Source organism: Calorimonas adulescens, from assembly GCF_008274215.1.
Taxonomy (GTDB): Bacteria; Bacillota; Thermoanaerobacteria; order Thermoanaerobacterales; family UBA4877; genus Calorimonas; species Calorimonas adulescens.
In genome coordinates, this window is record NZ_VTPS01000019.1 from 1 (window position 1) to 12,863 (window position 12,863).

Genomic DNA, 12,863 nt, shown 5'->3' on the forward strand with positions numbered 1-12,863 from the left:
AGAAGAACTTTCAGCCTCGGCAAGGATAGCAAGTTTTTCTTCAAGAGTAAAGTTTTTATGTGCTGCCATTGATTTTGACCTCCCTTAAGAGAAATTTTAGCATGTTGTGCGTTTTAGTCCAATTCTCTTAAGGGGCCAACAAGTGTGATACAATAAATGTAGCTAAAAATCCTAAAAGGATATTTATTATTACTATGAAAAGATATATCTCCCAATTTAAGACTTGCGTGTTCCCATAAGCCTCACCTATAGTAATTTACCTGTTTATATGGGGTTATTGATCATTTTTGATCATATCAACTACTGCTATCTTTCTTATATTCATAGATGATAGATATGTTGTTGCGATTGTTACTATAAAATTTACAGCTATAACGATCAAATATTCTCTGTATTGTATCCTGAAGATAGGATTTATATATATATCTAAATATTTATTATATAAAATATATTGAACCAATACTCCGAAGATAATTACCACTACGCTTGATATAGCTCCATATAAGAATCCTTCTGTCAAAAACATTTCTTTCAGGCTTTTGTCTGTAGTGCCGACAGCTCTTAACATACCAAATTCTTTCATTCGGGATGCTATATTGTATTTAATGTTATTCGCTATATTAAATACACCCATAATGAACAGTATCATTACAATCGCATTTATAAATCTGTGCTTATTTTCATTCAGTACATTAAAATTTTCTATTTCTTCATCTAAATCTCTTAAAATTACTCCAGGTTTCTTATCAATTATTGATTTAATCTTTTTATATAAGACATTATGATTTACTCCTCTTTCTTTGTTGATGCTTACAATCTTATACTGAGTTATCCCCGTATCCCTTTTAAATATATCCGAAGATAGGACAACATCAACGCTGTTATTCACAGTATAATAATTATCATAATCCAACAGATTGTTTACTATTGCCGCCACAGTATATTCCTTATATTCATAGCTATCGTCATTATAATTAATTTTCCAGCTTTCCTCAGAATTTGTGCCTTTGTTTGAAAAAGCAACTCTTATTTTATCTCCCACTTTGAAATTTGCAACGTAAGGCTTTTTATTTTCTGTATTTATGGGATTGGGTATCCTTATAACGGCAAGATTTTCTTTTTTCATCCTGTCAATATCAATTTTGCCTTTTACCAAATATTTCCTCAACTTGGCAAGAGATTTATCATCATAACCGTACATATTATCTTTTAAAATATATTCTTCCGATTTATCTGCCGCCTTTAAATTCTTGACTAACATTCCGTTCATCACATCTTTTATATATGGGGTGCTGTTTAAATTTTCAAAGTACATAGGTTCGGATATATGTTCACCGCTTAACATGAGTCTTGAATATATTAACTGTATAGCTGATAAATCCCTTACTCCGTTTAATGACCTTATTCTCTCTAGTTCTTTGCTGCTTAGCCCGTCGGTTTTTTTCGCACCGGGTACAAGATTTATTTTATAGTCGGAATTATACCCTATGCTATCTGCTATATTGTCTACTTGCCTTTCTTCTAAAAAACTTAAGTAGCTTGCATTTATAAAAAGTATGCCTGCAATACTTATTGATAGTATAATCATTATAAAGCTTCTGCTGTTAGAAAGAATATTCCTTATAGTTACAATTGAATATATGGACAGGTTTTTCCCTGAGGTTACTTTTTTATATATTTTTTTATTGTATTTTTCTCTGAGTCCTAAATTTTTTCTTATAGCTTCTATAGGTGATATCTTTGATATGGTTATATAGACTGCAATAACAATCAAAAGTATGACGGCTGCTGTAACAATTACAGGTATAATAAAGGCTTCCTTAATTATAACAAGCCGGCTTATATTGACAGCTCCTTCAGTAAATACATTTCCAACTAAACCGCTTAACAGCTTTGAACTGATCAAGCCTAATATAATACCTATAGGGACACCCATGGCACTCAATATAAGCAATTCACATAATGTTATTCCAATCAATTGCTTTCTACTGCTACTTATAGCTAATAAAATTCCGTATTCTGATATTCTTTGAAGAATTGATATGCTGTATATTCCGTATATAACTATAAAAGAAGCTGCCAATATTACAAGTAATGAAAAAATATTGTTTTTATATATATTATTTAATTTTCCATATGCCTCTATTAGCGTCGTATTTTTAACTATGCCATCGCTCTTCACATTCAGTTTCTTTGCCAATAAAGATGTCAATTTATTTATATTGTTTTCATCTTTAAATGTCACCATAGAAATGTTTCTGTTTCCTTTAAAATCATCACTAATAGGCAAAAATGCCTGTAAGGTCATACTTCTTTTAAATTCTGGTCTGTCTTCCAATATTCCCACCAATTTATACGTTTTTGTTTCCTTTCTGTCTTCCAGTTTAAGTTGCAGGTCACTGCCAATTTTAGATTCTTTCCCAAGAACATTTAAAACCCACTCTTCAGCGGCGATTTCATTGTCATTTTTCGGATATCTTCCTTCTTTGATAAATGAATTACCACTGAAAGAGCTTCCTAATTTTATGTATTCTTTATCTGCCCTTAGAATATTCAAATAAAAATCCTCGCTTAAGGCAACCGAATCATAATACGCTGCAAATCCTCTGTCTTTTATCGATTTATCCATTTTTATTTTCTTTATCTGATCATTGTTTAATTTTGTAAAAACAACATGGTAGCTACCTTCATCATATTTTATACTATCAATATTTGCCTGGTTGGCACTTTGGCTCAATATTATTATACTTGCAATAACGGCAACACTCAGGATTATAGCCACCAACACAGAAAGGGTCCTTTTTTTATAATATTTGATATATTGTAATGATAATTTAAACATGTATTATATGCCTCCTAACTCCGGAGATTATGCACTAAAAGGTTCAATTTTTGCAGTGTTACTCATGAATGCTTCATAAAACTTATTTGGAGCCATGAAATTTATACTCCCATGTCTTCTACGCTGGTTATAGTATTCCATATACTCTGTTATGATGGAATAAGCCTCCATAAAGGGGTAGCCATCGCCGCATGCTAATTCACAAAGCCGTTCTTTTATTTGGTCATCGGATATTTTCTCACCCTTGTTGGTTAAGGAATATCCCGGAATTGGCCTGCCACCAGCATTGCTGTTAGTAACAGATACGTTAGTTTCTGATTTTTCCTCATTAGCGTTATTTTGTCTTGAGATATTTTCATAAGGGTGTTATTTTCTCTCGCAACATCATCTAATTTTTTTGTATTTTAAAGATGTGTTTTTTGTCATTTATAGGCAACGGCTTAACTAACCCCTTTTTTCTGAAGCTTCGCATCCATCTATTACCATCTGAAAGCAGGATTCATTCCTGCTTTTTTTTATTCCTTCTTGTAAGGTGAGGCAGTTTAAAAGGCCTATACTTCCTTATCAGGAATATTATGAGTATTATGATGAGAATGGCTGGTAGTGCCGATATTATAAAAATCACTAAGTATAGCGCTAAGTTGACAATGAAATTCAGGGTGGATACAAACCCGTTCCTTATACGGACGGCTATCTCATTGCCTGAGAGTATATTCCAGTCTACATACTTAGACACCGCCACAGTCTCCCTGCTGGGCTGAAGCTCAATATTTACAAGGGACATGGCTGTAAGCTGGTCCCAGAGCTTGAGCTGGCCTTTTAGCTGCTCTATCCTCTCCTGCACAGAATCCATTTGCTGCTTTACCTTCAGGGTCTCATCAACTGTTTTAGCCTGCTTCATGATGTCCTTAAGCTGTGCTTCTTGTATTAGGGCATTATCCAGCCTGGCCTGGGCGTCATAATACTGTTCTGTGATATCCTCTGTGTTTATATTTTGATGGACGATTCTTCCAAGACCCTCTAAATAGTCCAGAAATTCCTGGAGTTTCTCTGCAGGTACCCTCACGCTCAGGTTATAAAACTTCCTGCCGTCATAGTCGGATATGTTTGAGGACACCAGATATCCACCCATGGCCTCGGCCTGCTTCAGTATGGAGTCATAGGATGCCTTTGTATCCTCCACCTGGATAGTGGTGTCGACGTTTTTAACCAGTTTCCTTATGCTTATATCCGAAGAGGTAGGATCACCACCTGCAGTCTGGTTTGCTTCAGGTTGGCCTTTGTCTGGTGAAGGCGCTTTTTCCTGTGAGTAGGTCACAGCCTGCTGGGTCTGCTGAGGTCTACCGCCTTGGCTGGCACAGGCAGCAATCACCAGGGCAAGAGTCAGGACCATTATCATAAGCATGACATATTTTTTAATTCCCATTGCTGCTCCCCCTTATTCCTTTTACTATTTAGATGCACAAAAAACAAAAAAGTTCCATATCCTATAAAATATTATAACAGTTTATAGCGACAATGGAAATAAAATTTAGAATATATTCACCAAGCTGAACCTCTGGTTTTCAGGTATATGCTTTACGAGCATCTTTAATGTATTGTACTCGGCCATTGCCTCTTCAGTATCGTTATACTGAACGAAACTTCTAAGCCTTACTAAACTCATATCAATCTTATCAATCTCATCATGATTTATAAGCACTGCCCATATCCCTTTTACGGACGACCATCTGTTAGATGCTTTGTTTAAATCATCAGTGGCCGTATCCCATTTTTCGTTTTCAATTTTTTCCGGCAGGGCTTCGATGCTTTGCGATATCGACATGGCCGTATCCTTAAGATAATAGTATGACCCTAAGTCCAGGACAAATATAAACGCCAGGAGTATTACAGTGATTACTATTGCCGTCTTCACTTTATGACCTCCTTTGCCTGTACGAATAGATTTCCGCTGCTGTCAATAGAGGCTAATAGGACCTCTGACACATCACTTATGCCGAATGCTTTTAGCTGACCTTTAAGCCATGCAAAGTCCTTGTTGGCCGCCTTTAACGTCTTAAAGTCTACTGTGCCGTCTATGACGACAGGAAGCGGCAGACCCTCATATGGAGGATTTAGGTTCAAGTCTTGCGGGGTTACGGGTCTTTTTTCCACCTTTGGTATTACGCTCAGGGTGCCATTTGTCTCAAGGATGGCATATTCTACATCGGCAATATTGTAGTATCCCTGGTTTCTCAGTGCCTCAAGAAGGTCATTTATGTTGTACCTCTCTTTTCTCATCTGGGCCTCTAATAGTCTCCCTTTCTCTATGAGGATGGTTGGTGTGCCGCATATTAATTCCCTGCCGCGTATGCTCTTCATGGATATGTATGACAGTGCAAGCTGGGATATAAGCAGGGTGAGGATTGGTATTATCCCGGCTAAAAGAGGTATGCCGGTATTCTGCATTGGCACAGCACCTAAGTCTGCTATCATTACAGCTACCACGAGCTCGTAAGGTTGGAGCTCGCCTATCTGCTGCTTACCCATTATCCTCATGACAATAACCACTAGGAAATACAGTATCAAGGCTCTTGTAAAAATTACGAGCATAAAAACACCTCCCTGACGTTATTATTCAAAAAGTCAAGGAGGTTTATACCTTGAATCTATTCCATGAGTTTTCTCTTTTTTTCCTCAAACTCCTCGTCGCTTATTTCACCTCTGGCATAGCGCTCTTTGAGGATTTCCAGAAGATCATTCATTTTATGCTGTCTTTTCGAGCTGTTGTTTATTAAGTAAATAACAAGATATATGACAGCGATTACAATAGCCGCCTGCATTATCAATGAGACGAGTCCCCATATAAAGCCGTTGGCCAACCATCTGCCATTCCATCCATTCATCATCCACCACATCATCTTTACTCTCCTTTTTTTTATTTTCATCATAATACTAACATAATCTTTTGATATAATTGTTAAAAATATGTGATGAAATTATGATAATTTATGATAATATATGCGGCAGTGCATACCTGACGTTGCCATCCCTGCCTGTTACGGTCTCTGCTGTATAGAGGGAGTCTATGACAGCCTCCTCGGTAGCCTCTACTACTGCCTTAAAGAGACTGCTCATGGCCTCACTGTTTTGATTTATTACTTCTATCGTATATACAGGGTTTTCCGGCGAATGTTCAATGATATTCTTTGTGGAAAAGGCCACGGCTATATCGCCACTGCCATTACTCATATATGAACCTGTCCTGGCCAGGCCAAGTGGCACTCTTCTTGCCAGCCTCTTTAAGCTATGAGGGCCTAAAGGGGCGTCAGTTGCCACAATGACTATACATGAGCCGTCATCACTATATCCATCAGGGTAGTCTTTTAACATCTCTCCTACTGGTATGCCCTTTATCATCAGGTCTTTCCTGCGGCCAAAATTGGTTAGGGTAAGCACACCCACTGTGTATCCTTCGGGTGTTATGCGTGAGGAGGTACCTATGCCCCCCTTGAACTCGAAGCACGACATCCCCTTGCCTGCACCAATATCCCCTGTCTCTATCTCTCCACCCTTAGCATTCTCTATGGCAGAAAAGACGTGCTCTTTTTTGACGTGCCTACCCTGTATGTCATTTAAGTAGCCGTCATTGCACTCTAAGACTACCGGGTTTACTGTGCCTGTGGTTATTCCTATCTCGGGGTTTTTGGTTATCATGTATTCTACAAGGGCGTCAGAGGCCAGGCCGACGTTTAGCGTATTTGTGAGTAATATTGGCGTCTCAATATAACCCAGCTCATCTATCTGGATAAGCCCAACTGACTTGCCAAATCCATTTCCTACATAGCAGGCTGCAGGGACCTTTTTTTTAAAGAGATTGCCTCCATGGGGCAGGACTGCTGTCACACCGGTCCTGGCTGGGCCCTTACCAGGGACGAGCTTACCCTCCCCAAAGCAGACGGTGGTATGCCCCACCAGTACGCCTTCCACATCGGTTATGGAGTTGTATTGTCCTGTATTCATACTGCCAATAGCGATTCCGTATTCCCTTATTCTTTTTCTCAATTTTTCACCCCCATATAAGACCCATTATATCAAACAGATGAAATTTTTCTCATTAATATTCCTGCTTTTATTTTATCTTGCGGTGACTGAATTCACAACCAGTATTTACAATAGATTTGATAAAAGTTTATTAAAGTGCTATTCTATTAATTAATGAGAAAATACCTGAACAAGGGGGACAGAGTCCGATGTATCATTTATATCTTTTAGAACGGCAGTACGGTAAATTTTTAATGATAGGTCTTGCATTGGTTATAGGACTTGGAGCTGGATTTGGAGCCGTTCTATTTAGATATCTGATTGATTTCATTACAAGGGTTTCATTTGTTGATGGAAAAGTTATATTTTCCTCATTCAATTTCTTATATATTTTACTTATACCAGCCATAGGCGGATTGATTGTAGGGCCGCTTACATATTTTCTGGCAAGGGAAGCCAAGGGACATGGTGTACCTGAGGTTATGGCCGCAGTTACATTTAACAAGGGCAGGATAAGGCCCAGGGTCATATTTGTGAAGTCGTTGGCATCAGCTATTACTATTGGTACTGGTGGTTCTGCTGGTAGAGAAGGGCCGATAGTACAGATTGGCTCGGGTATCGGTTCTGCTTTGGGACAGCTTTTAAAACTATCTGCGGAGAATATACGGCTTCTGGTGGCCTGCGGTGCCGCTGGTGGCATTTCAGCTACATTTAATGCACCCATTGCGGGCACTATGTTTGGGCTGGAGATAATTTTGGGCAAATACAATTCTTCATACTTTATACCTACCATTGTTTCTTCTGTTACTGCTGCATCTGTCTCCAGGTCAATATTGGGAGACAGTCCGGCATTCAGGATTCCACCGTTGGCTTTAAATTCATATTATGAACTTGTCCTGTTTGCAGTTTTAGGGGTTGTGGGAGGGCTTTTTGCTATCCTTTACATAAAGACCCTATATGGTATAGAGGATGTATTTGATAAAGTAACTATACCACCATATGTGAAACCAGCTTTGGGAGGCCTTATTGTCGGACTCATAGGAGTATTTTACCCGCAGGTCATGGGTACAGGGTATGAGTTTATAGAGAGTGCCATAGCAGGGAAAATGGGTATTGCTCTTCTTGCAGTCTTATGCATTTTAAAACTTTTAGCTACATCATTTTCAATAGGGTCCGGCGGTTCGGGTGGGGTTTTTGCACCCGGCCTGTTCATGGGGGCCATGCTGGGTGGAACTTTTGGATATGTTTTTCACAGCATTTTCGGTGGAGGCATTACACCAATAGGAGCCTATGCCTTAGCAGGTATGGGAGCTATATTTGCGGCTACAGCTCATGCTCCTTTGACAGCGATCATTATGCTTTTTGAATTAACCGATGGCTACCATCTCATACTACCAATAATGATAACGTGCGGTATAGCTACGCTTGTATCTACACACCTCCATAAGGAGTCAATCTATACCGTAAAGCTAAAGAGGAGGGGCTTAGATATATTATCAATCAGGGAGAGTGAGCTGAATACAGTAAGAATAAAGGATATTATGACTGAGGATGTGGTATTTGTTGAAAAACAATACACCATTAGTCAGACTGTAGATAAGATGAGGCATACCGGTCATTTCACAATGCCTGTCATGGACAACGGAAACATGGTTGGTATTATAGCCTATAAGGATATTGTAAATGCAATAATAAACGGTAATGAGGATGATACTATAGGTAAGTATATGACTAAAAATGTAGTAACAATATGGCCTGAGGCTACATTAAGGGAAGCCCTGCTCATAATGGGCGATGATGATATAAGTAAACTGCCGGTCATGGAGGATGGAAAGCTGGTGGGTATCGTCTCGAGGAATGATATCTTAAAAGCATCACATACCATTGTAAAAGCAGCATAATAAAGAGGACGGTCATATTGGCCGTCTACTTTTCTTCCAACCTTTTCTTTTTCTCCTCATATTCCTCTTCGCTTATCTCACCTCTGGCATAGCGCTCCTTTAATATTTCCAGAGCATCATTTCCCTTGCGATGTCCATTTCCATTTATGTTGATTAGATGAATGACAAGATAAATAACCCCAATTATGACAGCTATCTGTATTATCATTGAGAAGAGTCCCCAGATAAAGGTACCGGTTCCCCATCCACCATTCCATCCATTCAGCATCCACCACATCATTTTTTATTCTCCTTTCTCTTTTACTAATATAATACTAACATAATTTTTTGATAGAAGTGTTAAGAATATGTGAGGAATTTATGATTTGATGTGGGTTTTACATTGAGTGAATTTATACTATAATGGGAGTAGTAAGTGTTTATGAGGGAGAATAGTATGGTAAAGGGGATAGAGGAACTTCTTGGACTGCACCCGTATTTTAACGTGTGGTTTTATAGTGCCATGGTCAAGCCGCTGCCATACGGGGAGTTTGGACTGTATCCTGACGGTGAGGGCGAGATACGCGGCCTGGCCATGAGATACTTCAACAAGCTCATTGTGGTTGGAGAAAATACAGGACAGTTCTCAGGCATTATAAACGGCATATCCTCTATAAATGGTGAGCTTGAGGCTGTGTCAGAGATGGCTGATGAAATGGGTAGGACTGTAAGGGTACTGGACTATTGCCTTTTAGAGGATATAAAATCGGCTGAGGTAAGCCATAGGGTAAGGCAGGCATCAACAGGAGATGCAGGGGGGATAGTTAAATTTTATGATGGGGGCAGTTTCCCACAGAGCCTTTCTGAGGTGGAGTATACTATTGTGAATAACCGATGGTATCTGGTGGAAGATAGGGGAGAGATTGTATCTGCTGCCTGCACCTTCGCTGAGACTGATGACTATGCCATAATAGGGGTTGTTTATACCCCAGAGAAATTTAGGGGTCGTGGATATGCTACGTCCCTCATGTCAAAGCTTTCTTCAGACCTTTTGCATGAGGGGAAAAGACCGCTTCTATATTATGACAATCCTGTAGGAGGGAAGATATACCTTAAGCTGGGGTTTAAGCCCATAGCAAAATGGGGCATGATAAAACTGGAGGGATAGCATTTGAAATACGAGTTAGTGGTGACCGATATAGATGGCACCCTTGTGGATGACGATAAACAGGTTTCTGAGGTTACATTAAGGTATATAGATAAGTTCAGGGAAAAGGGTGGGCTTTTTACTATTGCCACAGGTAGAGGTGAGAAGGCGGCCAGGCCGTTTATAGAAAAACTTCATATAGACATACCCGCCATAATATTTAATGGTGGGGAATTGTATCATTCTGAGACAGGTCCACTGTATGTGCACTATCTGGATAAAAATATCTTTAATCTGGTGATAGACTGCTTTCTTGGTACAGACCTTGGGATAGTAACATATCATAGGGATAGGATATTCATATCCGATTATAAGCCACCCCATGACCTGTATATGGCTCAGGAGAGGGTAGACGTGGAGAGGGTACCCGACATAAAAGAAGTGGATGAGGTGAACAAGATTCTTCTGGTGGGTGACGTTGGCAAGGCAAAACAGCTGATAAGAAATCTGGAGGTAAAGAACGGGATAAAGATAAACCATGTCCAGACAGAGGATGTTTATTTAGAGGTGATCCCCGATGGGGTGTCCAAGGGAGAGGGTTTAAAGGAGCTCTGTTCCTACCTTGGGGTGCCCATTGAAAAGACTGTTGCTATAGGCGACCATATGAATGACATTGACATGATAATGGCGGCGGGCTGCGGCATAGCTGTGGAAAATGCCATGGATGAGGTAAAGAAGATAGCCAAGTTTGTTACAAAGAGGAATACAGAAGATGGTGTGGCGCATGTGCTGAAAAAGGTCTTAAATTTATAAAATTGCAGTATATTTTATGGTATAATGATAATACAGGATATGTGAAACAAGGGGAGGGGTTGATATGGCCAGGCCGCTATTGGTTATCTATATGATTGCAGTAATGGTAATAGTGGTCGAGGAGCTCTGCAGGCAGGACAGGGTCCTTGGTGCAACATTTTATAACAAAAATAAGCTCCTTTTTGACCTGAGATACAGGAATATAAGCGAAGACAGAAACCTCTTGATGATATATACTGCTGGTACCGTCCTCTTTGCCATGTTTATGTATCTCATGGGATACGGCCTGTCGGATTTTTTGCTTCTATTTGTCTCATATGCGGTGATACTCCTCTACCTTGCGTACAAGAGGGATATAATACTGGTGTACAGGGAGAGGCTTATACACCTTGGTAGTACAGTCCAGATGTTTGACTTTGATATATATAACACATACAGGATATCCTATGATGAAAAGGCACTGTACCTGTATACAGAGGATCCACTGGAAAAACCTGTAAGGATACCTGTTGACGTAAAGACAGAGGTGCTGGTTGAGCTCAATGATATACTATCTCCATATATAAGGCAGATGGTAAAGAAATAATAATAATAATCCATTTCATAAGGGATAATTTCTGATATATGGGGTGAAAACATGAAGAAACCAATGACAGGTGAAATGCCCCGCAACATCACATCGCATAAAGACACACTTATCTCAGAGAATGATATAACTATGTTTCATGAGGGCAGACACTATGAATGTTATAGGTTTATGGGGGCGCACGTCACGGTGGAGGGTGGCACCTCTGGGGTGCGGTTTACTACCTGGGCACCCAATGCGCTTACCGTCAGGGTAGCGGGTGATTTTAACAACTGGACACCTGATGACAGGTATGCCTTAAGGCGCATATCTTCTAAGGGACTCTGGAGTGCCTTTATACCGGGCCTGGCCGAAAATGAACTCTACAAATATGAAATTATCACATCTGAGGGAAGAGTGGTCTTAAAGGCTGACCCCTACGCATTCTATTCTGAAAAAAGGCCAAATACAGCATCTGTTGTGATAAACCCCAGGCCTTTTGAATGGAGGGATGATGAGTGGATTAAAAAGAAGATGGAGTCAAACATTTATGAGAGCCCTGTAAATATATATGAGGTGCACCTCGGCTCGTGGAAAAGAAACGAAAAAGGCGAGTTTCTGACGTACAGGGAAATGGCAAGTGTTCTCCCTGAATACGTCAAGGATATGGACTATACACATATAGAGATTATGCCCATCATGGAGCATCCATTGGATGACTCATGGGGGTACCAGGTGACCGGCTATTACTCCGTGACAAGCCGATATGGCGCCATAGACGACTTCAAATATCTTGTGGATGAATGCCACAGGCATGGTATAGGAGTGATCTTGGACTGGGTGCCAGGCCATTTTTGCAAGAACGACTATGGTCTTTTCAGATACGACGGTACACCCCTGTATGAGTATCAAGACCCGAGAAAGGCTGAGAACAAGGGATGGGGCACGGCCAACTTTGACCTTGGAAGGCCCGAGGTTAAGTGCTTTTTGATATCCAATGCCTTTTATTGGCTCAAGGAGTTTCATATAGATGGTTTCAGGGTAGATGCGGTAGCCAACATGCTTTATTTAGATTACAACAGGAAACCTGGCGAATGGACCCCCAACAGGCATGGTGGCAGAGAAAACTTAGAGGCTATAGATTTCTTACGTGAGCTAAATATAGCCCTGTTTGAAAAATACCCGCAGCTTTTGATGATAGCGGAGGAATCCACATCATGGCCTCTCGTGACACGTCCCGCCTATCTCGGTGGACTCGGTTTTAACTTTAAGTGGAACATGGGCTGGATGAACGATGTCCTAAAATACATATCTATGGACCCCATATTCAGGAAATATCATCACATTCTCATCACATTTTCCATGATGTATCACTACTCAGAGAACTTTATCTTACCCATTTCCCATGATGAAGTTGTTCATGGCAAAAAGTCTTTAGTTGACAGGATGTGGGGAGACTACTGGAACAAGTTTGCCGGTCTCAGGGTCTTTGCCGTATATATGTATACTCACCCAGGGAAAAAGACGCTCTTTATGGGTTGTGAATTTGCCCAGTTTTTTATGACTTATAATTTAATAAAAAATTTAACATAA

At 39.9% G+C, this 12,863-nt stretch carries 12 protein-coding genes; 5 read left to right on the forward strand and 7 right to left on the reverse strand.

All coding sequences use genetic code 11. From position 1 onward, the window contains the following. Positions 1-274: 274 nt before the first annotated feature. The 6 genes from FWJ32_RS10860 to FWJ32_RS10885 form a co-directional block, all read right to left on the reverse strand. A complete protein-coding gene (locus FWJ32_RS10860) occupies positions 275-2,788 on the reverse strand; it encodes an ABC transporter permease (protein WP_162523606.1) in 2,514 nt (837 codons plus the stop codon). Positions 2,789-3,341: 553 nt separating this feature from the next. Then, complete coding sequence (locus FWJ32_RS10865; RefSeq protein ID WP_149545981.1) at positions 3,342-4,268, reverse strand: DUF4349 domain-containing protein; 927 nt, start codon at positions 4,266-4,268, stop codon at positions 3,342-3,344. 105 nt (positions 4,269-4,373) lie between these two features. Next, on the reverse strand, positions 4,374-4,757 hold the full coding sequence (locus FWJ32_RS10870) for a DUF4363 family protein (protein ID WP_162523607.1): 384 nt from the start codon (positions 4,755-4,757) through the stop codon (positions 4,374-4,376). Beyond that, positions 4,754-5,434, reverse strand: a complete 681-nt coding sequence (locus FWJ32_RS10875; RefSeq protein ID WP_149545983.1) for a DUF421 domain-containing protein — start codon at positions 5,432-5,434, stop codon at positions 4,754-4,756. The genes FWJ32_RS10870 and FWJ32_RS10875 overlap by 4 nt, the downstream gene beginning before the upstream one ends. Positions 5,435-5,490: 56 nt before the next feature. Next, complete coding sequence (locus FWJ32_RS10880) at positions 5,491-5,742, reverse strand: SHOCT domain-containing protein (RefSeq protein ID WP_149545984.1); 252 nt, start codon at positions 5,740-5,742, stop codon at positions 5,491-5,493. Positions 5,743-5,830: 88 nt separating this feature from the next. Beyond that, entirely contained in the window at positions 5,831-6,886 is a 1,056-nt protein-coding gene (locus tag FWJ32_RS10885) for a DmpA family aminopeptidase (protein ID WP_203227741.1), read from the reverse strand. Between the two features lie 188 nt (positions 6,887-7,074). Between FWJ32_RS10885 and FWJ32_RS10890 the strand changes: the two genes are divergently transcribed. After that, on the forward strand, positions 7,075-8,766 hold the full coding sequence (locus tag FWJ32_RS10890) for a chloride channel protein (protein WP_149545985.1): 1,692 nt from the start codon (positions 7,075-7,077) through the stop codon (positions 8,764-8,766). Between the two features lie 25 nt (positions 8,767-8,791). Here FWJ32_RS10890 and FWJ32_RS10895 read toward each other — a convergent pair whose 3' ends face one another. Next, the gene (locus FWJ32_RS10895) at positions 8,792-9,046 is read right to left on the reverse strand and encodes an SHOCT domain-containing protein (RefSeq protein ID WP_149545986.1); all 255 of its coding nucleotides are present in this window, start codon (positions 9,044-9,046) and stop codon (positions 8,792-8,794) included. 141 nt (positions 9,047-9,187) lie between these two features. Between FWJ32_RS10895 and FWJ32_RS10900 the strand changes: the two genes are divergently transcribed. The 4 genes from FWJ32_RS10900 (at position 9,188) to glgB (ending at position 12,863) form a co-directional block, all read left to right on the forward strand. Next, positions 9,188-9,913, forward strand: a complete 726-nt coding sequence (locus FWJ32_RS10900) for a GNAT family N-acetyltransferase (RefSeq protein WP_149545987.1) — start codon at positions 9,188-9,190, stop codon at positions 9,911-9,913. 3 nt (positions 9,914-9,916) lie between these two features. Further along, entirely contained in the window at positions 9,917-10,705 is a 789-nt protein-coding gene (locus tag FWJ32_RS10905) for a Cof-type HAD-IIB family hydrolase (RefSeq protein ID WP_149545988.1), read from the forward strand. Between the two features lie 64 nt (positions 10,706-10,769). Further along, positions 10,770-11,291 carry a hypothetical protein gene (locus FWJ32_RS10910; protein ID WP_149545989.1) on the forward strand — a complete coding sequence of 174 codons (522 nt, stop codon included), beginning with the start codon at positions 10,770-10,772 and terminating at the stop codon, positions 11,289-11,291. A gap of 51 nt (positions 11,292-11,342) precedes the next feature. After that, on the forward strand, positions 11,343-12,863 hold the full coding sequence (gene glgB / locus FWJ32_RS10915; protein WP_238988868.1) for a 1,4-alpha-glucan branching protein GlgB: 1,521 nt from the start codon (positions 11,343-11,345) through the stop codon (positions 12,861-12,863).